Annotated in this window: 18 protein-coding genes and 1 pseudogene; 5 read left to right on the top strand and 14 right to left on the bottom strand. The window is 66.8% G+C overall.

Annotation, left to right across the window (positions count from 1 at the left end; translation table 11 throughout):
- The 8 genes from JWP83_RS14745 to JWP83_RS31260 all read right to left on the bottom strand — a co-directional run.
- Positions 1-997, bottom strand: a 997-nt coding sequence (locus JWP83_RS14745; protein WP_297731118.1) for a PE family protein, incomplete at its 3' end; no start/stop codon positions are given.
- A 232-nt stretch (positions 998-1,229) separates the two neighbouring features.
- Positions 1,230-1,640: a hypothetical protein gene (locus JWP83_RS14740; protein ID WP_297731117.1), complete on the bottom strand. Its 411-nt coding sequence runs from the start codon at positions 1,638-1,640 to the stop codon at positions 1,230-1,232.
- Between the two features lie 184 nt (positions 1,641-1,824).
- On the bottom strand, positions 1,825-3,585 hold the full coding sequence (locus tag JWP83_RS14735; protein WP_297731115.1) for a PE family protein: 1,761 nt from the start codon (positions 3,583-3,585) through the stop codon (positions 1,825-1,827).
- Positions 3,586-3,820: 235 nt separating this feature from the next.
- Positions 3,821-6,310, bottom strand: a complete 2,490-nt coding sequence (pheT, locus tag JWP83_RS14730; protein WP_297731112.1) for a phenylalanine--tRNA ligase subunit beta — start codon at positions 6,308-6,310, stop codon at positions 3,821-3,823.
- Positions 6,310-7,353 carry a phenylalanine--tRNA ligase subunit alpha gene (pheS, locus tag JWP83_RS14725; RefSeq protein WP_297731110.1) on the bottom strand — a complete coding sequence of 348 codons (1,044 nt, stop codon included), beginning with the start codon at positions 7,351-7,353 and terminating at the stop codon, positions 6,310-6,312. Before pheS ends, pheT begins: the two co-directional genes overlap by 1 nt.
- Before the next feature lie 124 nt (positions 7,354-7,477).
- Entirely contained in the window at positions 7,478-8,296 is an 819-nt protein-coding gene (locus JWP83_RS14720; protein ID WP_297731108.1) for a rhomboid-like protein, read from the bottom strand.
- Between the two features lie 18 nt (positions 8,297-8,314).
- Positions 8,315-9,118 (bottom strand): adenylate/guanylate cyclase domain-containing protein, encoded by an 804-nt coding sequence (locus JWP83_RS14715; protein ID WP_297731122.1) that lies wholly within the window; start codon positions 9,116-9,118, stop codon positions 8,315-8,317.
- Between the two features lie 251 nt (positions 9,119-9,369).
- Positions 9,370-9,906 carry a PE family protein gene (locus tag JWP83_RS31260; RefSeq protein ID WP_367185641.1) on the bottom strand — a complete coding sequence of 179 codons (537 nt, stop codon included), beginning with the start codon at positions 9,904-9,906 and terminating at the stop codon, positions 9,370-9,372.
- A gap of 299 nt (positions 9,907-10,205) precedes the next feature.
- On the opposite strand from JWP83_RS31260, the gene JWP83_RS14710 reads away from it, so the two are divergent.
- Positions 10,206-11,264 (top strand): oxygenase MpaB family protein, encoded by a 1,059-nt coding sequence (locus JWP83_RS14710; RefSeq protein ID WP_297731106.1) that lies wholly within the window; start codon positions 10,206-10,208, stop codon positions 11,262-11,264.
- 45 nt (positions 11,265-11,309) lie between these two features.
- Here JWP83_RS14710 and JWP83_RS14705 read toward each other — a convergent pair whose 3' ends face one another.
- From JWP83_RS14705 to infC, 5 genes are all read right to left on the bottom strand, one after another.
- The gene (locus tag JWP83_RS14705) at positions 11,310-12,047 is read right to left on the bottom strand and encodes a PE family protein (RefSeq protein WP_297731104.1); all 738 of its coding nucleotides are present in this window, start codon (positions 12,045-12,047) and stop codon (positions 11,310-11,312) included.
- 238 nt (positions 12,048-12,285) lie between these two features.
- Positions 12,286-13,059 (bottom strand): RNA methyltransferase, encoded by a 774-nt coding sequence (locus tag JWP83_RS14700; protein WP_297731102.1) that lies wholly within the window; start codon positions 13,057-13,059, stop codon positions 12,286-12,288.
- Positions 13,060-13,069: 10 nt separating this feature from the next.
- A complete protein-coding gene (gene rplT, locus JWP83_RS14695; RefSeq protein ID WP_067012100.1) occupies positions 13,070-13,465 on the bottom strand; it encodes a 50S ribosomal protein L20 in 396 nt (131 codons plus the stop codon).
- 57 nt (positions 13,466-13,522) lie between these two features.
- Positions 13,523-13,717 carry a 50S ribosomal protein L35 gene (gene rpmI / locus JWP83_RS14690; protein ID WP_297731097.1) on the bottom strand — a complete coding sequence of 65 codons (195 nt, stop codon included), beginning with the start codon at positions 13,715-13,717 and terminating at the stop codon, positions 13,523-13,525.
- Between the two features lie 64 nt (positions 13,718-13,781).
- A complete protein-coding gene (gene infC / locus JWP83_RS14685; protein WP_297731120.1) occupies positions 13,782-14,390 on the bottom strand; it encodes a translation initiation factor IF-3 in 609 nt (202 codons plus the stop codon).
- 422 nt (positions 14,391-14,812) lie between these two features.
- On the opposite strand from infC, the gene lysX reads away from it, so the two are divergent.
- Together lysX and JWP83_RS14675 are read left to right on the top strand one after the other, a co-directional pair.
- Positions 14,813-18,163 carry a bifunctional lysylphosphatidylglycerol synthetase/lysine--tRNA ligase LysX gene (gene lysX / locus JWP83_RS14680; RefSeq protein ID WP_297731095.1) on the top strand — a complete coding sequence of 1,117 codons (3,351 nt, stop codon included), beginning with the start codon at positions 14,813-14,815 and terminating at the stop codon, positions 18,161-18,163.
- A gap of 76 nt (positions 18,164-18,239) precedes the next feature.
- Positions 18,240-19,759 (top strand): annotated as a pseudogene (locus tag JWP83_RS14675) (alpha/beta hydrolase-fold protein).
- Positions 19,760-19,789: 30 nt separating this feature from the next.
- On the opposite strand, the gene JWP83_RS14670 reads toward JWP83_RS14675, so the two are convergent.
- Positions 19,790-20,494, bottom strand: a complete 705-nt coding sequence (locus tag JWP83_RS14670; protein ID WP_297731093.1) for a dienelactone hydrolase family protein — start codon at positions 20,492-20,494, stop codon at positions 19,790-19,792.
- Between the two features lie 132 nt (positions 20,495-20,626).
- On the opposite strand from JWP83_RS14670, the gene JWP83_RS14665 reads away from it, so the two are divergent.
- Positions 20,627-21,292, top strand: coding sequence for a TetR/AcrR family transcriptional regulator (locus tag JWP83_RS14665; RefSeq protein ID WP_297731091.1), 666 nt, complete (start codon positions 20,627-20,629; stop codon positions 21,290-21,292).
- A 60-nt stretch (positions 21,293-21,352) separates the two neighbouring features.
- Positions 21,353-23,485, top strand: a complete 2,133-nt coding sequence (locus tag JWP83_RS14660; RefSeq protein ID WP_297731088.1) for an Rv1355c family protein — start codon at positions 21,353-21,355, stop codon at positions 23,483-23,485.
- Positions 23,486-23,506 lie beyond the last annotated feature (21 nt).

Genomic DNA, 23,506 nt, shown 5'->3' with positions numbered 1-23,506 from the left:
CGGAGACCGGCGCGACATTCCCGGTTTGCAAGGCCGTCGCGATGATCTGGCCGTAGCCGATTTGGTTGGCGACGAACTGCCGCAGGAACGGGAACGGGTCAGCCAGCCAGCCGGCCGTGAGGCTGTTTAGGTTGTTCCACGTGTTGTAGACGAGCGCTTCGTACGGACCGGCGATACCGGTGAAGTAGGGGCCCGCGCCAAGTTGCACGTTGACGAGCCCAGGCAGCAGCGAATTGACGACTCCCGTGAGGGAATTCTCAAGGCCCGTCAAAATATTGGGCAAGCCGGGCAGAGCACCCGAGAGGAGCGAATTGAGGCCACTGCCGAGCGAACCCAGACCACCAAGAAGACCGCCCGTGCCACCGGTTAAACCGCCCAGCAGCCCGCTCAGACCGCTCGCACCACCGGTCAAACCACCCAGCAGCCCGCTCAGACCGCTCGTACCACCGGTCAAACCGCCGAGCAACCCGCCGAGTCCGCTTGTGCCACCCGTCAATCCACCCAACAGCCCGGTGACACCGCTGGTGCCACCGGTGAGACCGCCCAGCAGCCCGCTGGTGCTGCCGGACGTGCCGCCGCCGAGAATCCCACCGAGAAGGCCACTGGCGGCGCTGACACTCTGGGCGGCACTCGCCCCTACCCCACCCGGCAGCAATGGGGAGCCCAGTATCGCCTCGGCAGGTGCGTTGATGGCGTTCGCCACGGCCTGCTCGGCGTTGGCGACCTCGGTGCTGACGTAGGCCCCCGCGCCGGCGTTCATCAAGCTGACGAACTCGGCGTGAAACGCTTGGGCTTGGGCGCTGAGCCACTGAAATTCCCGCCCGAAGTTGCCGAACATCGCCGACATTGCGGCCGAGACCTCGTCGGCGGCCGCCGGCACCACTCCGGTCGTGGAAGCTGCAGCCGACGCCGTGGCGTCGGCGAGCGACGCCCGTATACCCGCCAAGTCGTTGGCCGCCGCCTGGAAAGCCTCCGGCGCCGCGATTACAAACGACATACCCGACCTCCTCGATTCAGCGGCGGGACTACCCCGTAGACCGCGAAGTAAACAGTAGTTTAATAGGCGGCCGGATTCGGAGAAACCCGGAGGCTATCGCAGCCCGCGCAGCCTCAGCCCGACACGGTCTGAAGGCAAGTGGTGCATCGACAGCGCACGCCGGCACGGCGCCGAGATCCGGTCACCGGCGCCGCGCCGCGGCTCGGTTCCGGATCGACCCAGGGGCCGTCGATTACTTAGGTGTAGTTGCTGCGGCGAGCTGTTCGGGCAAATAGTTCAGCAGCTCGGGAACGGCGCCCGCAAAGGGTGTGCCTCCGAGCGTGAGGGTTATTGGGAGCCGAATGCCCGGCAGACTGAGGTCCACCGTCGCCGAAATGGGATGCGTCGGAACGAGAATTCCGTCAAAGGGCAAGTGCATCGTCATCGTCACCGTGACAGGCTCGACGCTCACCGGCATGGACAAGTCGACGATAGTTTCCCCATTGAGGAAGCCATTCAAGACGTAGGCCGGCATATCGGCGAGCGCGCCAACCGCCGCCACACCGTTGCCGGACTGCAGCGCTGCCCGAAACACCGTCGCGCCCGTTGCGAATCCGTTCATCGTTGAGACCGGCGGACCCAGGATCGAAATGGCGAGCGACAATGGCAACCCAAAATTGGCGCCGACGGTTATTGGAAGAATCGTAATGGGGGTTTATTCGAGCAGTGCCGCCGCCGTCGCGAGGGGCACCGGAACGACAAGCCCGGAAAAGGGAATGTCCGCCGTCAGGCCCGGCACCGGCGGTGGCTCGGGACACGGCGCCCCTCGACGCCGTGTCCCGCAACGGCTACCCGGTGGGCGAAATTGCCAGCGCGAGTTGCTCGGGCGCGTAGATCAACAGTCCGGTCGCGAGGCCACTGATCGGGGTGCCTCCGACCGGGACGGTGATCGTTCCGACTACGGGAACCCCCGTGATCGACGCGGTGTACACAGTTTGAGGGACCAGAATTCCATTCAAGGGAAGGTTCACAGTAACGGGGAAGCCGCTTAAATCGAAACCAATCGGCAGCGTGGACTGGCCGTTCAGGAAGGCGTCGCTGACGACGGCCGGACCATCGATGAGAGTGCCGATCGCCCCCCCAAAGTCGCCCGTTTGCAGCTGGCCGACGAACGCCGTGGCGCTGGATCCAAAGGCGCCCGCCGCGTTGTACGGCGCCCCCAGCGCATCCAGCGTGAGCGCCACGGGCAGCCCCGCGCTGAGGTTGACGGAGAAGTTGGGAGGGAAAATTCTGAGGAACGCCTGCGCCGCGAGGGAGGTATCAGTAACCGTGTCGATCACGTTGGTGAAGTTTTGCGAGATCTGCGCGGGGATGGAGCCGGGCGGCAGGAGGTTGGTCAAGTTCTGAGCCGCCATTCCCGGAATGGTGAGGATGGGTAACAGATCTCCTAAAGCGCCGGCTGGGGTGATTGACGCGGTAATCCCGGGCGCGACCGTGATACTCCCTGTGGTCGTGACATCTACCCCGGTGACGAACAGGTTCAGGAAACCTTGCGCAACGTCCGTCACGGCGCCGGTGACATCGCCCATCTGGACGGCCTGCAATGCGGATTGGAACGCCGCCGGCAGCGCCTGCAGTCCCGCGCCGAAGTCCTGGGCCGCATTCTGCAGCGACGTCGCAATGATCTGCGCATAAACCATCTGGTTGGCGATGAATTGCTGCACATACGGGACCGGATTGAAGGCCAACAGCGCCTGGACGAACGCTTGGATGTTCGCCGGCAAGCCGGCTAATACGGCGGGGAAGTTCTGGATTATGTATTCGGCGCCCGCCGCGATCGTCTGCGCGTAGCCGATCTGGTTGGTGACGAACTGGTGCAGGAACGGCGCCGGGTTCGCCAGCACGCCGTTGCCGAGCACCTGCAGATTCGCGGCCGTATGGGCGAACAGCGTTTGGTAGGGGCCTGCGATGGAAGCGAGCCCGGTGCGGGCGCCGGGCGCCAGAGCCTGCCCGAATCCGGTCAGCGCAGCGGGTAGACCAGGGATGCCGCCAGGAAATGTCGGCGAGACCGCCCCGATCTGACCGGAGAGCAGCGAGAAGGCGCTGCCGTTTTGGATGGCCGTCACCGCGCCATTGATGCTCTGGCCCAGAGGTTTCCCGATACCGACGATCGCACCCACACCGCCGGCTAGCAGCGGGAGCCCGGCCATCCGCGCCGCGACCAGGCCTGACGCCGCAGCAGCCATGGCGCCGCCACTCGCGCCGGCGGACTGTCCGAGCAATCCCTGAACGGGTCCGTTCACGGCATTGAGCAGGCTCTGCTCGGCGTTGGCGACCTCGGTGCCCAGGTAGGCGCCCGCGCCCGCGCCCAACAAATTGACGAACTGCTCGTGAAACGCCTGCGCCTGGGCGCTGATGACCTGATAGCCCTGCCCGAAGGCGCCAAAAAAGGCCGCCACCTGGGCCGATACCTGATCCTCGGCCGCCGCTAGTATCCCGGCCGTGGGCCCCGCCGCCGACGCGCTGGACTCGGCCAGCATGGAGCGGATACCCGCCAAGTTTCGGGCTGCCGCCTGCAGCTCTTCGGGCGCCACGGTGACAAACGACATGTGCAGCCCCCATCGCTTCATTACGACGGTTGCCCGATGGCCATCGAGACAATGTGAGCCTAGTCACATGCCGGTTACACGCGCGGCGAAATGAGCGCTTTGGTGCAGCGGTGGGTCGGGGACGCCGGGCAAACCGACGCCCCGGTCCTCAATGACTACGTCAAGGGGTGATCGCCGCCGCGAGTTGAGACCCGAAGCTTGCCAAACCCGCAGCTCGAGAAGGCATGCCCGAATGTCAGGCGCGCAGTTCGGCGCCGACCACTTCGGCGGCGCGCCGCACGGCAGCATCGCGGGCCGCGCTGGCGTCATCCTCGGTCAGCGTGCGATCCGGCGCCCGGAAGCGCAGCGCGAACGTCAGCGATTTGCGGTCGCCGCCGATCTGCGGGCCGGTGAACACGTCGAACAGCTGCAGGTCTTCCAGCAGTTCCCCGGCCCCCTCGCGAACGGCGTCCGCCACGGCCTGCGCCGGCACGTGCGCGGACACCACGAGGCTGACGTCCTGGAATACAGCCGGAAACGGCGACACCCGCGGCGCCGGCAGCACGTCGACGATGGGGATCGCATCGAGGTTCAGCTCCATCGCGCAGGTGCCCTTGGGCAGGCCGGAGCGCTCGATCACGGCGGGATGCAGCTCCCCCGCGTGACCGACGCAGGTCTCCCCCACAAGCACCTCGGCGCACCGACCCGGATGCCAGGGCAGGTATTGGGCCGCCCGCAGACGAACGTCAATCCCACTGGCGCGCGCGACGATTCGTACCGCCTCGAACGCGTCGGCGGCTTCGACTCGGCGGCCGGGGCCCCAGGGGCCTCGCGGTTCACGCAGACCCGTCAGCACCGCGGCGACGTGCTGCGGCTGTCGCGGCAGGGACGCGTCCAGCGCGGCGATTTCGTCATCCGTGGGCCGGCGATGGACCGGGATGAGTTCGACACCACGGGTCTCGTGGGTCGGCTGAACCACCTGCGCCAGGGCGAACAGCGCGGCGTCGACGAGGCCACGGGATACGTTGCGCCCCAATGCTTCCAACAGTGCCGGCAGCAGCGTGGTGGCCAGCGCCGGACGGTCGGCTTCCAGCGGGTTGAGCACATGCGCCGTCGCGCGCCGCGGGTCGTCGGCCGGCAGCCCCCAGAGGTCGAAGACGCCGGCGGGCAAGAAGGGCGTCGGCAGGATCTCGACGTAGCCGGATTGGGCCAGCGACCTGCCGATGGCGCGGCGACGCTTTTGCGCCGCCGTGAGTCCCCGGCCCGCGGGAGCCGCCGGCAGCACCGACGGGATGACCTCCAGCCCCTCCAGCCGCATGACCTCCTCGACGAGGTCCGCGGGCTGCAACAGGTCGGGGCGCCAGCTCGGCGGGGTCACGGTGAGGGTGTCTCCGTCGTCGAGCACCGCGGCGCCGATCTGGGTCAGGCGCCGGGCGGTCGTGCCCGGGGCGTAGGCCACGCCGGCGACGCGGTCGGGCAGGTCGACGGCGATCCGGATCGGCGGCGGCGACCAGTCATCGCGCGGCGGCTCGCCCCGCCAATCGGTCAGCGTCGGCGACACCGTTCCCCCGGCAATCTCGGCCAGCAGCGCGGCGCAACGGTCCAGCGCGGCCACCGAAATGGCCGGGTCCACCCCGCGCTCGTAGCGGCGGGCCGCCTCGCTGGGCAGGTGCAACCTCCGCTGGGTGCGCGACACCCCGGCCGGGTCCCACACGGCCGCCTCCAGCAGCACGTCGGTGGAATCGTCGCGCACCTCGGTGGTGGCGGCACCCATGACGCCGCCGATCGCCGCGGTCGCCTTGTCATCGACGATGAGGACATCGGCCGGATCGAGCCGGCGCTCGACGTCATCCAGCGTGACGACGGTTTCTCCGGGCCGGGCGAACCGCACGCCGAGCGCCCCTGTGATGCGGTTGCGGTCGTGCGCGTGCATGGGGTGGCCGAGCTCGAGCATCACGTAGTTCGTGACGTCCACGGCCGGCGACGTCGCTCGGATGCCGGCCAGCAGCAGGCGGCGCTGCAGCCACCACGGCGACACGGCGGCGGGGTCGATGCCGGTGACCGGGCGCAGCGCGAACCGGCGCACGCCCGTTTCGGGCTGCACCGTCAGCGGCCACGCCTCCCCCTCGACCGGCAGCGGCTTGATGTCGGCGGGATCGACGAAGTTGAGGTCGTAGGCGCACGCGATCTCGCGGGCCAGGCCGCGCACCGACATGCAGTAGCCGCGGTCCGGGGTGATTGCCAGGTGGAAGATCACGTCGTCCAGCCCGAGCACCCCGGCGGCCTCGGTTCCGGGCGCGGCGGTTTCGGGCGGCAGCACCAGGATCCCGGAATGCTCTGCGCCCAAACCGAGTTCGGCGGCCGAGCAGATCATGCCGTCGGAGGTACGGCCGTAGGTCTTGCGGGCCGTGATGGCAAAGCCGCCGGGCAGCGTGGTGCCGGGCAATGCCACCACAACCAGATCCCCCACCACGAAGTTGGTTGCCCCGCAAACGATCTCCCGTGGCTTATCCTCGCCGACGTCCACCAGGCAGCCGCGGATCGGCTTCTTGAATCCGCTGAGCTCTTCGATGGAGGTGACGCGACCCACTGTCAGGGGGCCGTCGACCGGGCCGAGGGTGATGACCTCTTCGACCTCGTGACCGATGCGCACGAGTGTCTGCTCGATGTCACCGGGGGCGACGTCGAAGCCGCCAGCCACTCCGACGTTCAAGACCTCGCGCAGCCAGCTGTAGGGAACGCGCATCAGGCACCCACCCCGAACGGCAGCGAAAACCGGACGTCGCCCTCGACCATGTCCCGCATGTCCGGGATCCCGTTGCGGAACTGCAGGGTGCGTTCCAGGCCCATGCCGAACGCGAAGCCGGAGTAGACGTCGGGGTCAATTCCAGCGGCGCGCAACACGTTTGGATGCACCATCCCGCAGCCGCCCCACTCTACCCAGTCGGCGCCGCCCTTCTTGTTGGCAAACCACACGTCGACCTCGGCGGACGGTTCGGTGAACGGGAAGAAGTGCGGCCGGATCCGGGTGCGCGCCGTCGGCCCGAACTCGGCGCGCGCGAACGCGTCCAGCGTCCCGCGCAGATGCGCCATGGACAGGCCGCGATCCACTGCCAGGCCCTCGACCTGGTGGAAGACGGGGGTGTGGGTGGCGTCGAGCTCGTCGGTGCGGAACGTGCGGCCGATCGAGATGATGTAGACGGGCAGGTCGCGCTCCAAGAGCGTGCGCACCTGCACCGGTGAGGTATGGGTGCGCAGCAGCTGCCGGGAATCCTCCGGCGCGATGTAGAACGTGTCCTGCTCGCTGCGCGCGGGGTGGTCGGGGGGGAAGTTGAGGGCATCGAAGTTGAACTGCTCGGTTTCGACCTCGGGCCCCTCCGCCAATTCCCATCCCATCGCGATGAAGGTGTCGGCGATGTGCTCGGCCAATATCGTGATCGGGTGCCGGGCGCCTGGCGCCTGGCGGGTCGACGGCAACGTGACGTCGATGCCCTCGGCGACCAGGACCGCGGCGTCGCGCTCGGCGCGCAGCGTCGCCAGCCGTTCGTCGTAGCTGCGTTGGGCCTCGCCGCGTGCGATGTTGACGCGCTTGCCGGCGTCGGCGCGCGCGTCCTTGGGGACGCCGCCCAGCGCTTGTCGCGCCACTGCCAGCTGCGAGCGGTCACCCAGGTGCTCGGTCTTGACCCGCGCCAGCGCGTCCAGATCGTCGGCGTCCGCGATGGCCTGCCGCGCGGCGGTGACCGCCTTGGCCAAGGCTTCCGGCGACAGGCCGACGGGTTGATCGCCCACGCGGCGACACGCTCCTTGCTAACGAGGCTGTTGGAAGCGTTGGGATTTGCCCAGCGCAAGTGCCGATCATAAGGGATTCGGTGCGCGGCGCTCGGCGCCTGCTGCGGAGCAGGCCGACGAGGGACTAGCCGGTCACGACCGGCTGCGGACCGGTCAGCGCGTCGTCCACCACCGGCAAAACCGGCCGCCCACCGCGTGCGGTGACGAACTGAAAGATCTTGTGGGCCGTCAGCGCGCCCAGGATGCCGAAGGCCGGCGCGGCGGCCATCGTCCCCCAGTGGTGAGCCAGCACCAGGAACCCGAAGCCGGAGGACGCCGCCAGCATCAGGCGGCGCACCGGCGTCCAGTGGATCGGCTGCCGGAACCGGGCGGACACGAGCACACCCAAGATCACGGCGACCGTGTGACCGGCATCGGTGAAATCGCCGCCGATGATCGCCGAGGCCAGGCCCGCCGCTACCCACCAGCCGACCCAGGCCGCGCGCCAGCGCGCGGGAATGACCGCCGTCATCGCTCCGAGCACCGCAAGGGCGCCGTAGCTCATCCCGACATCGCTGGCCCGGGTGATCGACACCGGCATCCAGCCGAACTCGACCGACGCGGCCAGGGCGGCGGCCACGACCAGCGTCGCGCCGATATGGCCGACCAGGAACGCCACGACCAGCCGGATGGTCCGCAGGTGCAGCTCCGCGAGCGCGAGCAGGCAGGTCAGGAAGGGCACCCAGAAGTACAGCGGTCCGGCGTCGACGACCAGCGCGCTGCCCAACAGCGTTCCCACGTGGCCGCGGGCCAGGTTGTGCAGGTTGGTGCTCGCCCGCTGAACGAGCACGTCATGGGCGTGCGGGCCCAGCGCGAGGATGGCGCAACTGATCGCAACCAGAACTGCGACGTACCCCACAGTGAATTGCACCCGGGCCAGCCGGGAGAAGATGCCCCCAATCATCGACATCCATTATGCGAACTAATTTGTTTCGGAAGTGTGATCAAAGGCTGTCAACTCCCTAAGAGTCTTGAGCCGATATATCCCCAGGTCGGAGGGGATGCCGGCGGTTTTACCCGCGAATACGGGCCTGCGAGCACGCTTAGCGACGATGCCCAGCGTGTCCAGCTCGGTTTGCGGTATCTCATCCAACGTCGAGCTCGACACCATGATTCCACCTTTGGTGGCGCGTTCCATAACCCGAGCGGCGACGTTCACGTCGACGCCGAGCCAGTCCGCGGCCATTCGCTGCGGCCGGCCCGTGTGGATACCGACCCGCATCCGCGGTGTGTAGCCCGCCACCTCAACCGATCGCAGCGCCTCCATGGCGGCCAGCACCGCCCGCAAGGCGACCGTGGGCTCGCGGAACACGGCCATGAGCCCGTCGCCCATGCGTTTGACGATCTGCCCACCCGCGTCCAGCAGCGGCGGCTCGACGGCCCGCGCCACGTGTCTTAGCAGGGTGAGGGAGGCCTCGTCACCAACTTCCAGCGACCATGTGGAGAAGCCGACCAGGTCGGTGAATACCAGGGTCACCTCCGGGTTGGCCGGCCGTCGGGAAACCGCCTCGGTCAGCGCCTGCCACACCTGGAGCAATCCGAGGCTGACTTCACGCGACGCCGCGTCCCGGTCGCCCAGTAGCCGGTCGGCGGCTCGCGCCGCGGCGCGCGGGCCACCCTCGCCGGCGGTCGACAGCGGGTCGCCGAACTCGGGGTCTCCAGGCAACAGCCGCCGCGCCCGCCGGACGAGCGAGACGACGCCGGGGCTGTGATTGGTGCTGCGCAGCCGCTGCGCGAAGGATCGTCGCCGCTCGTCGGGCGACGCCAGGTCGGTGCGTGCCGCTTCGGATTCGCCGGACTCCGAATCGCGATGTCCAACGTCCACGTGGCAAGGGTAGGCGGTGCGAGTGACGCGGGCAGCCCCGGTCGCGACCGAGCCCGGATGTCAAGGGGTGGGATTCCAGCTGACATTGGGAACAAGTCGGCCGAGCAAGCTGGTTCCTGGAATTGAAAACTCTAAACCGTCGAAGTTGTAGGTCAATCTGGTGGGTACGGGATATGGGAAAAAGACCCCGGTCGCGTCGACCGATACCCATGCACCAAGCGGCCAGGTTTGAAGTATGTGTCCCAAGAACCCGCAGTCAGCTGTGAAGCCCGGAAGCAAACGGAGTGTTTAGGGTCACGGCGCCACTTCCGGTAATCCCGGTTAGTCAAGAACCCACCCATGCCGTCGCTGATGGACGTCGGGCCCTCGCTGATTGACAACCCAAAGGGTCCGAACGGATAGCTGACATAAATAGCGCCGAGATTGTTGTGGACCGGGCAGCCGAATTGGCGGCAGCGCCCGCGACGCCCTGACCGGTCCCCCCGGGGGATGGCCCAGCAGGGCCTGGGCCCGCGTGTCCACCGGAGGGCCGCCGAAATCGCCCACGAGACCTCGTCAGCGGCCGGCGCCGCGATCGCGGTGGTTTGGCTCGCCGCCTCCGCATTCGCGTTACGCAGTGCGGAGCCCAAATTCTGCAAATTCCCACTCACCGCGGACACGATTTCAGGCAATACATTCAACGACGACATTGGCGTTCCTCCACCGGACTGGCGGCAAGCGACAAAAGCGTAACCGCCACCAAGCGATCAATACACCGCATTCTCAAACCTTTTTCAATGGCTTTCACCGAGTGCGGTGGCCGCCTCGATCAACCGGAAAAATACCCTCGGTCGCATTTGCCGCAAAACGCCCGGGCTTCAGTGCGCCTCGACGCGCCGTCACGCAATAGTTGCGACTCGACAACGTCAACCGACGCGCCCGCCGAAATCGTAGACAACGTGCGTTGTCAGAGCTTATCGTGAGCGCAGTTAGGCACAGGAGGGCCGAGATGACTGCTATTGCAAAGACATCCGCTGATCCGCTCGGGCCCGACTCGCTCACCTGGAAGTATTTCGGTGACCTCCGCACCGGAATGATGGGTATCTGGATCGGCGCGATCCAGAACATGTATCCGGAGCTGGGTGCGGGCGTCGAAGAGCATTCCGTCCTGCTGCGCGAGCCGCTGCAGCGAGTGGCCCGGTCGGTGTATCCGATCATGGGCGTGGTCTACGACGGTGAGCGTGCGGCCCAGACCGGCCAGCAGATCAAGGGGTATCACCGCACCATCAAGGGCGTCGACGGAGCGGGGCGTCGTTATCACGCGCTCAACCCCGACACCTTCTACTGGGCGCACGCCACGTTCTTCATGCTCATCATCAAGGTGGCCGAGTACTTCTGCGGAGGCCTGACCGAGGCCGAGAAGCGACAGCTGTTCGCCGAGCACGTGCAGTGGTACCGCATGTATGGCATGAGCATGCGGCCGGTGCCTCAATCGTGGGAGGAGTTCCAGGAGTACTGGGCTCGGGTGTGCCGCGAAGAGCTGGAAATCAACCAGGCGACGCTGGACATCTTCAAGATCCGGATTCCCAAACCCAGGTTCATCCTGATGCCGACGCCGCTCTGGGACCAGTTGTTCAAGCCGCTGGTGGCCGGTCAGCGCTGGATCGCGGCGGGACTGTTCGAGCCGGCGGTTCGCGAGAAGGCGGGCATGCGCTGGACGCCGGGCGACGAGGTGCTGCTGCGCGTGTTCGGCAAGCTCGTCGAGATGGCCTTCCTGGCCGTTCCCGACGAGATCCGGCTGCACCCGCGCGCGCTGGCCGCATATCGCCGCGCCGAAGGGCGGCTGCCCAACGACGCGCCGTTGGTCGAGGCACCGTCGTTCATGGCACCCCCGCGCGACCGGCGCGGGCTGCCGATGCACTACGTCCCCCGCGGTCCGCGCACCGCTTTCGACCCCGCGCTCCAGCCCGCTCGAGCTCTCATGGAACGCGCCGGCTCGCTGGTGCACAGCACGCTGTCGCTGGCCGGTCTGCGGCCCGCCCGGGGCCGCAAGCCCAGGGCGGCTTGAGCACTCCCGGCGCCTGAGCGTGGAGAGCAGCGCACGGGCGAGGAGCTACCGAAACGAAACGTTGGGAAGAAGGCCGCCGAGATAGGTCCCGGGAAATGAGACCACCAAACCGTCGAGGCCGACCGTCAGTCCGGTGATTTGGATTGCGGGCAATAGGGCCCCGCTCACCGATGCCCCAAACGCGAAATACGGAGCGGTTTGACCCAGGGATAAGAAGAACTGCCCGTCGGCGGCGATGGCCTGGGTCCCGTTAGCCGACAACAACGGCAAGGCACCGAACGGGGTGTTGAGCGTGATGCTTGCCGTAGAGGTGCCCAACAGCCCGCCGGTGCCAAACGAAACGGCCGTCGTGCTCAGCGAGACGCCAAAGGGACCAAAGTTGAAATTCTGGGCAATCCCCGGGAAACCGCTGGCGGCGGCCACCGGACCGGTTCCAATCGCGGGATGGCCCAGCAGCGCCTCGGCTGGCCCATTCAGCGTGTTCGCCAACGTTTGCTGAGCATTAGTGAGCTCGGCGCCCGCATACTGCGCGGCCCCGCCACTCAACCGGTTCACGAACTCGTCGTGAAATTCCGCCGCCTGCGCATTGATCGTCTGAAACTCCTGGGCGTGCGAACCGAGAAGCGCGGTAATTGCCGCCGACACCTCATCTTCGGCCGGCGCCGCGACCGCGGTCGTCTGACTCGCGGCCGCGGCGGTAGCGCTACGCAGCGCAGAGCCCAATTTCTGCAAGTTCCCGCTCGCCTCCGACACGATGTCGGGCGCCACGCTCAGCAATGACATTGCCTTGCCTCCTGTGCTCGAACCATTCACACAAAGACCGCCGAACAGCGGCGAGACGCAAAGCGTAACAGCCGGCAACCCATCTGAGAGCCCGTATTCTCAAACCTTTTGCGACCAACACCCACATAGCGTCAGGTGCAGTTTGCTGGGGACGTTGTCGCTCGCAGGCGGCAGAAATGCAGCGCTTCCCGAGGAGATAGTCCTGTAGCAGATGAGACGACCAATCCCCGAAGGCTAGTCAGCGCAAGCTGCCGAGCGCCCGAGCGCTCTGGTACAGGCAGATCGCCGCGGCGGCGGCCACGTTAAGGCTTTCGGCGCCGCCGGACATCGGAATGCGCACGCGGTGGTCCGCCGCCGCCGCGACTTCGGCCGACAGGCCGCGTGATTCGGCCCCGAACAGCCAGGCCGTCGGCGCGGCCAGGTCCGCCTCGTCAAGGCGCATTTCGCCGTCCAGCGTGGTGGCCAGCACCTGCAGCCCCGCGGCGCGCAACGCGGGGACGGCGGCGTCGGGCGCGGCGACGACGGGAATCGAGAACATGCTGCCGGCCGACGCGCGCAGACACTTGCCGTTGTACGGGTCTACGCTATGTCCGCCGAGGACCACCGCCCCCGCGCCCATGGCGTCGGCGATGCGAATCAGCGTGCCCGCGTTTCCCGGCTCGCCGATCTCGACGGGAACCGCAACCAGCCGTGGCGGGCCGGCCAACGCCTCCTCGAGGCTGGTCGCCGGCATGTCGCAAACCGCCACCAACCCCGTCGGGGTGACCGTGTCGGAGAGCGCTTTTGCGGCCCGCTCGGTTACCAGATGGACCGGGCTCTGCAGGGTGGCCAGCAACGACGCGTGCCGCTGCGCGGCGAGTTCGGTGACGAACACCTCGCGGACCAACCCGCGGGCGGATGCCGCACCGACCAGGTTGGGACCCTCGGCCAGGAATCGTCCCGCCCGCCGGCGCCCGACATGCCGATGCAGTTTGACCGCCGCGGCCACGCTGGCCGAGCGTTCGGTGAGCATCGCCGGCGGGCTAAGCGGCCTCTCCGGAATCCGAGGGGGCGTTGACGTCCTCGGGCAGTGCCGCCCGGGCGACGTCGACCAACGCGGTGAACGCCGCCGGATCGGTGATCGCGATGTCGGCGAGATTCTTGCGGTCCACCTCGACACCGGCGGCCTTCAGGCCCTGGATCAGGCGGTTGTAGGTGATGTCGTTGGCGCGCGCGGCCGCGTTGATCCTCGAGATCCACAACTTGCGGAACTCGCCCTTACGCGCACGGCGGTCGCGGTAGGCGTAGTTCAGCGAATGCAGCTGCTGCTCTTTGGCCTTGCGATAGAGCCGGGACCGCTGGCCGCGATAGCCCTTCGAGGCCTTTAAGACGCTGCGCCTCTTCTTGTGGGCGTTGACCGCCCGCTTCACGCGTGCCATGGATGTTCCTACTCTCGTTCAGGCAGTAAATGGTTCTAAAGGTCTAGTGCCGGCTGATCAGCCGTTGAGCAGCTTCTTGACGCGCTTGGTGTCGTTGGCCGACACCGTGGTGCGGCCCTCCAGCCGCCGGGTCCGCGTGGACGGTTTGTGCTCGAGCAGGTGCCGGCGGTTGGCTTTCTGGCGCAGGATCTTCCCGGTACCGGTGCGCCGGAACCGCTTCGAAGCCCCGCTGTGGGTCTTGGCCTTGGGCATGTTTCCTCTACTTCTAGTACTTTCGCGTACTGGCTGGTACTGGCTCGTTCTCGTTGGTGTCAGGTCAGTTGGGCGAAGGGTTGGTGTCGGCGGCCGCATCGGAATCCGGCGCCGCGCCGCCCCCCGGTCCTTCCGGGTGGCGCGCCCTGGCGCGGGTCTTCGCGCCGCGGTGCGGTGCCAGCACCATCGTCATGTTGCGGCCGTCCTGCTTGGCGGACGTTTCGACGAATCCGTAGTCGGCGACGTCCGCACCCAGGCGCTGCAGCAATCGGTAGCCCAGTTCGGGCCGCGACTGCTCACGTCCGCGAAACATGATGGTGACCTTGACCTTCGATCCCGCCTCCAGGAAGCGGATTACGTGGCCCTTCTTGGTCTCGTAATCGTGATCGTCGATTTTTGGTCGCAACTTTTGTTCTTTGACGACGGTCTGCTGCTGGTTCCGGCGGGATTCGCGCGCCTTTTGCGCCGCCTCGTATTTGAACTTGCCGTAGTCCATGATTTTGCAGACCGGCGGTCTGGCGTTAGGGGCAACTTCGACGAGGTCGAGATCGGCGTCCGCGGCGACGCGCAGTGCGTCCTCGATGCGCACTATGCCTACCTGCTCTCCCCCGGGGCCGATCAATCGGACTTCAGGTACGCGGATGCGCTCGTTGACGCGGGTCTCAGTGCTGATGGGGCCTCCCTTGTTGGGCTTCTGTGGTTCTCGAATCGCGGCCTCAGCGGTGGAAAACCACACCAACAGCAAAAAAGCCCTGCACAAGCAGGGCCCAATGCCGACCGATCGCGGCTTGGAACTATGCCAGCCGCCCGCGCTGCCCGCGGAACAGGCATCCACGATGCCCGTGACCGGACCGCTCAACCTTGAAAAATTTTCGTGGCCAGCGGTGGGAGTGGGACTCCACTTACTGTCCCCGGCGTTCACCGGGATGGTCGCAGTCGATAGTTTAGCAGCCATGACGCGTCTTCCAGCACGTCCGCGGCCGGACCGGCGCCGGGCGTGCGTCACTCCCGTTCGACAGACCCGGCCAACTGCTCCCCGCGTCTCCTGGCGCTTCGCCAGGATTTTCACGGCTTGACGGCATATCCTCGCGGTCTGTGACACTCGCTTCTCCAGCTTCGGGGCCACGCTCGGGCCCTCGTTCGGGCAGCCGGCCGAACTCCCGGTATCGCTGGGTACCGGCAACGGCCGGCTGGACCGTTGGCGTCATCGCCACCGTGTCCCTGATCGCCAGCGTGTCGCCGCTGATCCGGTGGCTGATCAAGGTCCCGCGGGAATTCATCAACGACTACCTGTTCAACTTCCCTGACACCAGCATCGCGTGGTCGTTCGTGCTGGCTCTGCTGGCCGCGGCGCTCACCGCGCGCAAACGCATCGCCTGGGTGTTGCTGCTCGGCAACATGGTCCTCGCCGCCGCGTTGAACGCCGCCGATATCGCCGCGGGCGACAACACCGCGGCCGAGTCGTTCGGTGAGAACCTGGGCTTCGCCGTGCACATCGTCGCGATCGTGCTCCTGGTCCTGGCCTATCGGCAGTTCTGGGCCAAGGTGCGCAAGGCCGCGCTGTTCAAAGCGGCCGCGGTGCTGGTGGCCGGGCTCGTGATCGGAATCCTGGCGTCCTGGGGTCTGGTCGAGATGTGGCCGGGCACCCTGGCGCCGGATTCCCGCTTTTGGTACGTGGTCAACCGGGTGGTGGGATTCTCCATCGTCGATCCCGACGCGTTCACCGGCCGGCCGCACGTCCTGCTCAACGCGATCTTCGGGCTGTTCGGCGCGCTCGCGCTCATCGCGGCGACGATCGTGCTTTTCCAGTCCCAGCGCGCCGACAACGCGCTCACGGGTGAGGACGAGTCCGCCATTCGCGGGCTGCTCGAGCTGTACGGCAAGCAGGACTCCCTGGGTTACTTCGCCACCCGCCGCGACAAGTCGGTGGTGTTCGCCCCGAGCGGCCGCGCCGCCATCACCTACCGGGTCGAGGTGGGCGTCTGCCTGGCCAGCGGCGACCCGATCGGCGACCCGAGGGCATGGCCGCAGGCGATCGACGCGTGGTTGGGCTTGTGCCAGACCTACGGTTGGGCGCCCGGCGTCATGGGCGCTAGTTCGCAAGGGGCCCAGGCATTTCGGGAGGCCGGGCTCAACGCCCTCGAGCTGGGCGACGAGGCGATCCTGCGGGCCTCCGATTTCAAGCTGTCCGGGCCCGACATGCGCGGGGTGCGCCAGGCGGTGACGCGAGCCCGCCGGGCCGGGCTGACGGTGCGCATCCGACGACACCGCGACATCTCCGCCGATGAGATGGCCGACACCGTTTCGCGCGCCGACGCCTGGCGCGACAGCCAAACCGAGCGCGGTTTTTCGATGGCGCTGGGCCGGCTCGGCGATCCGGCCGACGGCGACTGCCTGCTGGTCGAATCCATCGACCGCGAAGGCCACGTGGTCGCGATGCTGTCGCTGGTCCCGTGGGGAAGCACCGGCGTCTCCCTGGACCTCATGCGTCGTTCCCCGCAATCGCCCAACGGCACTATCGAACTCATGGTCAGCGAGCTCGCCCTTACCGCCGAAACCCTTGGCATCATTCGTATTTCACTGAACTTTGCGATGTTCCGGTCCGCGTTCGAGCAGGGCGCCCAGCTCGGCGCCGGCCCGGTTGCCCGGTTGTGGCGCGGATTCCTGCTGTTCTTCTCGCGGTGGTGGCAGCTGGAGACGTTGTACCGCTCGAACGTGAAGTACCAGCCCGAGTGGGTTCCCCGCTACGCCTGCTACGAGGACGCCCGGCTGATTCCCCGCGTCGGCGTCGCCTCGGCCCTCGCCGAGGGGTTCCTCGCGTTCCCGTTCAGCCGGCGCAAAACGCACACCGGGCACCACCCCGCCGTGCCGCCCAGGCTGGCGGAATCCGGGCTGTTGCACCCCGACGGGTCGACGCCCGACGTGAGCGACCTGCAGCGCGGGGTCAGGGCCGCCGAGGCGGAGGAGTCGAGATCGCGCCTTCCCGAGCAGGTGCGGGTGCGCTTGGCCAAGCTGAAGATCTTGCAGCGCAACGGTGTTGACGCCTACCCGGTGGGATCCCCGCCCAGCCACTCGATCGCCGGCGCGTTGGATGCCGACGACCAGGAAAATGTATCGGTGTCGGGTCGCATACTGCGGATACGCGATTTCGGCGGCGTGCTGTTTGCCCAGGTGCGTGACTGGTCGGGCGAAATGCAAGTGCTGCTGGACAATTCGCATCTGGGGCAGGGCCGCACCGCCGATTTCACCGCGGCCATCGATCTCGGTGACCTGGTCGAGATGACCGGGCACATGGGCTTTTCCAAAAACGGGACCCGCTCGTTGATCGTGCGCGACTGGCGGATGATCGGTAAGTGCCTGCGGCCGTTGCCAAATAAGTGGAAGGGGCTGACCGACCCGGAGGCGCGAGTGCGGACCCGCTACGTCGACCTGGCGGTCAATCCGGAGTCCCGCGAGCTGATCACGGCCCGCAGCAGTGTGTTGCGCTCCGTTCGGGAAACGCTGTTCGCCAAGGGGTTCATCGAGGTCGAGACGCCGATCCTGCAGCAGATCCACGGCGGAGCCACCGCCCGGCCGTTCCTCACCCACATCAACACCTATGACATGGACCTGTTCCTGCGCATCGCGCCGGAGCTCTACCTGAAGCGGCTGTGCGTCGGCGGCGTGGAGCGGGTGTTCGAGCTGGGCCGGGCCTTCCGCAACGAGGGCGTCGACTTCAGCCACAACCCGGAGTTCACCCTGCTCGAGGCCTATCAGGCGCACGCCGACTACAAAACGTGGATCGACGGCTGCCGCGAGCTCATCCAGAACGCCGCGCAGGCCGCCAACGGCGAGCAGACCGTGCTGCGCCCCCGCGCCGGCTCTGGCACGGACGGGCGCCTGGAACCGGTCGACATCTCCGGCGTCTGGGCCGTGAAGACCGTGTACGACGCGGTATCGGAAGCACTGGGCGAGCACATCGACCCCGATACCTCCCTGGCCGCCCTGCGCAGGATGTCCGACGCCGCGCACATTCCGTACCGGGCGCATTGGGACTCCGGCGCGGTGGTGCTGGAGCTCTATGAGCACCTGGTGGAGGCCAAGACCGAGCAACCGACGTTCTACATCGACTTCCCCACCTCGGTGTCGCCGCTGACCCGCCCGCACCGCAGCCGGCGCGGCGTCGCCGAGCGGTGGGACCTGGTGGCGTGGGGTGTGGAGCTGGGGACCGCCTACAGCGAGCTGACCGATCCGGTGGAGCAGCGGCGCCGCCTGCAGGAGCAGTCGCTGTTGGCCGCCGGCGGAGACCCCGAAGCGATGGAGCTCGACGAAGACTTCCTGCAAGCCATGGAGTATGCGATGCCGCCAACCGGCGGACTCGGCATGGGTATCGATCGGCTCGTCATGCTCATAACCGGCCGAAGCATCCGCGAAACCCTGCCATTCCCGCTGGCCAAGCCGCATTAGACCGGCCCGACACTCCCAGCGAACGCACAGCGAACATCCGGTGATTGTGTTCCGGGCCGGTTAACAATGGATCACAATGACTCACGTGAGCGCCCCTACGCCTCTCGCCGCGGCGCACCTGCTGGCAAGCAGTCACACCTCGCTGATGCACGGCTGGGTGCCCACCACGATCCAGGTCGTCGCCGCGATCGTGCTGACGCTGGCCATCGGCTGGCGCTCGCGACGGTGGCGGACGATCTGGTTGCCGCTGGCCGGCCTGGTCGGCGGCGCCGCGGCCTATCTGACGCGCTGGTACGTCGTCGACCGCGGCCTGTCCGAGACGAGCCGGCCCCGCCGTCGCTGTGGCTGTGGATCGCGTTGACCGGCGCGGCCGCGGCGGTGCTGATCGTCGGCTGGCGCAGCGCGCGGCCGTGGCGGCGCGGCGCGGCGCTGCTCGCGGTGCCCTTGTGCTTGCTCAGCGCGGCGCTGGTGCTCAACGTGTGGGTTGGCTACTTCCCGACCGTGCAGGCCGCGTGGAACCAGCTCACCTTCGGCCCCCTGCCCGACCAGACCGACCCCGCCACCGTCGCCGCGATGGCCGCCAAACGGGCCCGACCACCGCACGGCAGCGTGGTGCCGGTGGTGATCCCCACGGACGCATCGCATTTCAAGCACCGCGGGGAACTCGTTTACCTGCCGCCCGAATGGTTTACCTGGGGGCACCACCCGCTTGCGGGGGACGGCCCGCCGCCGGCACTGCCGACGGTGATGATGATCGGCGGACAGTTCAACACGCCCGCGGACTGGACGCGGGCGGGCAACGCGGTCAGGACGATCGACGACTTCGCGGCCGGCCACGACGGCAAGGCACCGGTATTGGTGTTCGTCGACTCGGGAGGGGCCTTCAACAACGACACCGAATGCGTCAACGGGGTTCGCGGTAACGCCGCCGACCATCTGACCAAAGACGTCGTGCCCTATATGATTTCGAAGTTCGGCGTGAGCCCCGACCGGTCCAACTGGGGCATCGCCGGTTGGTCGATGGGCGGGACTTGCGCCGTGGATCTGACCGTCATGCATCCCGAGATGTTCAGCGCGTTCGTCGACGTGGCGGGTGACTTCTTCCCGAATGCCGGCAACAAGGCCCAGACCATCGCCCGGCTGTTCGGCGGAAACGCCGACGCCTGGGCGGCTTTCGACCCGACCACCGTGATCAGCCGCCACGGCCGCTACCGCGACGTGGCCGGCTGGTTCGCGATCTCGTCGGATGGCCCGCCGGCACCACGCCGCGACATGGCCGTAACCGATGCCGGCGCAATGCGTCTCGTGAGTCGCGACGCCGCGGCCAATCCGGGTAACCAGACCGCGGCCGCCTACTCGCTGTGCGCACTGGGCCGCGCCAACGGCATCGACTGCGCGGTCCTCCCCCAACCGGGCAAGCACGACTGGCCGTTCGCGGACCGGGCTTTCGCGGCCGCGCTGCCGTGGCTGGCCGGCCGGCTGGGCACCCCGGGGATTCCACGGACGGCCCTGCCCGCGGTGCCCACTGTTTCCCCGCCGTCCGCGCTGCCCGCTCAGGTGGTGGTTCCGGCGCAGCGTTCCAACCCCTCCAGGTAGCCGCGAGGCGCACTTGAATCCCTGCTGCCGCTACCTGAGGTGCTCATTGAAGAAGGCGATGATCCGCCGCCAGGCGTCCTCCGCCTCGGGTTCGGAATAGGCCATCCCGGCGAGCCCCGCGATGATGCGAATGGGAGTAGGCACGCCGTAGTCGTTCATGAAGCTGTGGCCGACGTTGGGGTATTCCTTGATGTCACGTGGTACGTCCCCCTCCGCCAATACATCCTCAAGCCTGGCTGCGGTGCCGCGAGGCACGATGCGGTCGTTCGCGCCGAAACTTGCCACCACAGGGCACGACTCGCGCAACGCTCCGTCCTTGGGTAGTAGGCCGTAGTTCGGCGCCGTCGCGTCGAACAGGCCGCGGGGGGCCAGCTGAAGAACGAACCCCGCACCCATGCAAAACCCGACCAGCCCGACCTTGCCGGAGCAGCGCTCGTCGGCAACGAGGTGATCGCGGGCAGCCACCAGATCGTCGTAGGCGGTGCCGTGCCCGGCGGCATGCGCACGCAGAGTGCGCATCATGCACCTGATCTTGGGACCGCGGCCGCCGTAGAGCGCCGGGGCCAGCGCCAGATAGCCGGTGTGAGCCAAGCGCTCCGAGACATGCCGCAAGTTCGTAGTCATGCCGAGAACGTCCTGGACGACCACCACAGCAGGCCACGGGCCCTGCCCCTCGGGGACGGCGAGGTAGCCGGGCATGTGACCCTCGGCGCCCGGGTAAGTGATATCAGCCATTGCGCAGTATCCCCCAGATATCGTTTCGGCCACCACCCGCTCTGGCGGAACGCAAACGCCGGGGACGATACGCAAATATGGTAATCCGATACACCCATATGGTGATACGCGATGCAGGTGTATTGTCCGGCCGTGGGACCCACCCGGCTGTTTCCGTACGACCCGCCCCCTCCGGCCGAGCCATCGGCCAAGGAGCGGATTCGCGACGCCGCGCTGATCTGCTTTGCTGTTCGCGGCGTCGCTGCCACGTCGCTGCGCACGGTCGCCGAGACCGCGGAGGTTTCGATTGGGCTGGTGCAGCACCACTTCCGCACCAAGGCCGCGCTAACCGCCGCCGTCGATCAGTACGTGCTGCAAGTGGTCGGTGAGGCATTGGAACCCACAACGCTGCCCGAGCCGCCCTCCGACTTGCTCAACGAAGCCGGGCGTCGGCTGACCGCACTGATGGTCGAACGTCCCGACCTCATGACCTATCTCGGTCGCGCGCTCGCCGAGGGCGGCGCATTGGGTTCGGTCATCTTCACGGGGCTGGTGGGTATCAGTGCAGGCCAGCGCGACCAGTTCGTGCAACAGGGCAACCTCCGACCCGACCTCGATCCCGATTGGGCGGTACTCAACCCGCTCATCCTGCGCATCGGCGCCATCATTCTGCACCCGTACATCGAGCTCTACCTAGGCAAGTCGTTCTTCACCGAGCCGCAGCTGCGACGCTGGGACGCCGCCGTCACCAGCCTGATACGGCGAGGCCAATTCCTCGAGGAAACCGAACCCCCGGACGGGCACGTCATCGCTTGGTGAGCGGCCAAGCGCAGCGGTTGAGCAGCCCGCTCGCCGGTCAGGTGCTATACACGAAACACCATGGACGAGCTCGAGGTTACCGCGTACACCGCACAAATTCTCGACCCCGACGAGCCCGGCGACGATCTCGTATTGCAGCGGCTGCGAGCCGATCCCACCGTGGAGGTCCTCGACCGGCTCGACGCGCAATTGGCCAATCTGCGCGGCCTTCGGCCGGCACCGGATTCGGAGCTCCTCGGCGAAGGGACCCGGTGGGCCTACTATCCATGGCGGCGGGCGGTTGTGGCGGTGTTGGGCCCGCGTGGGTTTCGGGCGCTACGACTTGATCGCAACAGAAACAACATCACCACTCAAGAACAGGCCCGGCTCAGCTCGCTGACCATCGGCGTCGCTGGTCTTAGCGTCGGCCACGTCATCGCTCACACCCTGGCGGTACAGGGATTGTGTGGCCGTCTTCGGCTGGCGGATTTCGATCATTTGGAACTATCGAATCTGAATCGGGTGCCGGCCACTGTGCTCGACCTTGGGTTAAACAAAGCGCATGTGGCGGCCCGCAGGATCGCTGAGCTCGATCCCTACCTGGCAGTGGATGTGTTCGATGCCGGAATCACTGCGGACACCGTTGACGCATTCCTGGATGAACTTGACATCGTCGTCGAAGAGTGTGATTCGCTCGACATGAAGGTTGCCCTGCGCATAGCAGCCCGTGACCGGCGTATCCCAGTGTTGATGGCAACCAGCGACCGCGGAAGAGTCGATGTTGAACGCTTCGATCAAGAACCTGAACGTCCGATCCTGCACGGACTGCTTGGCGAGCTAGACATCGAGCTGCTGCCGGGCATGAGTAGCCGGGAAAAGATCCCTCACATGCTGCGTTACGACGAAGCCGAACGTGTATCGCCCCGCACTGCTGCATCACTCATCGAGATCGACCGATCGCTGTCGACCTGGCCTCAGTTGGCATCCGATGTCATCGTGGGCGCTTCAGCATTGGCCGAAGCTGTACGCAGAATCGGACTGGGCGAAAACCTGAGATCCGGTCGCTGCCGCATCGACATTGGCTGGGCACTCGATCAACTCGACGAAGTCGAGACGGCCCAGCATCGCCCTGCGCCCGAAAACGAGCATTTAAGCAACCCAGCCCGTGCCACACTCAACGACAATATTGTCGCTGCCGCTATGCGCGCCCCCTCGGGCGGAAACAGCCAGCCATGGTATATCGACGCTGAACCGACCAAACTCACCATAAGCGTTGCCACAGAACATACTTCAACGATGGACGTAGGCTTCCGCGGCAGCGCTGTCGCACTGGGTGCAGCCCTGTATAACGTCAGAATCGCCACCGCCGCCCGTGGAATACTCGGGCCGGTGAGCGTCTCCGAAAACGTAGACGGATTTCCGCTACGGGCCACGATGCAATTCGAAAACGGTAACGACCCCGCCCTCGCCGATCTCTATGAACCGATGCTCGCGCGCGAGACCAACCGCCATCGCGGAACGCTTCAACCACTCGACGACCAGACGATCAAGTTACTCACCGCCACAGCCGAGCGCGAGGGCGCGCGTCTGCGCCTACTCACCGAGCGAGACGACCTTTCGCGGGCCGCAACGATTTTCGGTGCGGCCGACCGCATCCGGTACTTGACACCGCAGCTACACAAAGAGATGGTCTCGGAAATGCGGTGGCCCGGAGATCCCGACCCCGACACCGGTATCGACGTGCACAGCCTCGAACTCGACGCCAGCGACTTGGCACTATTTGATATCGTGCGCCGGCCCGACGTCATGGGTTGCCTTGCGGAATGGAACGCCGGCAGTGCGCTGGGCGACGGCATGCGCGACCAAGTCCTCGCCAGCTCCGCGCTGGCGGTGATCACCGTGACCGGAGAGCGTCTTAGCGACTACGCCAGTGGCGGGTCAGCCGTTGAGGCGGTATGGATCCTCGCCCAGCGCGAAGGCCTCGCCGTCCGGCCGTTGTCACCGGTCTTTTTGCATGCTCGAAATACTGCCGATCTCAATGAGTTATCGGCTGGCTTTGTCGGCGAGTTAGAACAATTGCAAAGCGATTTCGTGCGCCTCACCGCGACGGATCCCGAGGAATCTATCGTGCTGGTCATGCGGTTCACCATCGCACCGCCAGCGTCGGTACCGAGTCGCCGCAGTCTGAGCCGAGTCCGTTCCCAGCGCCTCTAACGCGACGCTGCCGCGTCGGCG

It is taken from the genome of Mycobacterium sp. (genome assembly GCF_025965855.1).
In the GTDB taxonomy this organism is placed as follows: domain Bacteria; phylum Actinomycetota; class Actinomycetes; order Mycobacteriales; family Mycobacteriaceae; genus Mycobacterium.
This window is presented reverse-complemented; position numbering and strand designations above follow the sequence as displayed.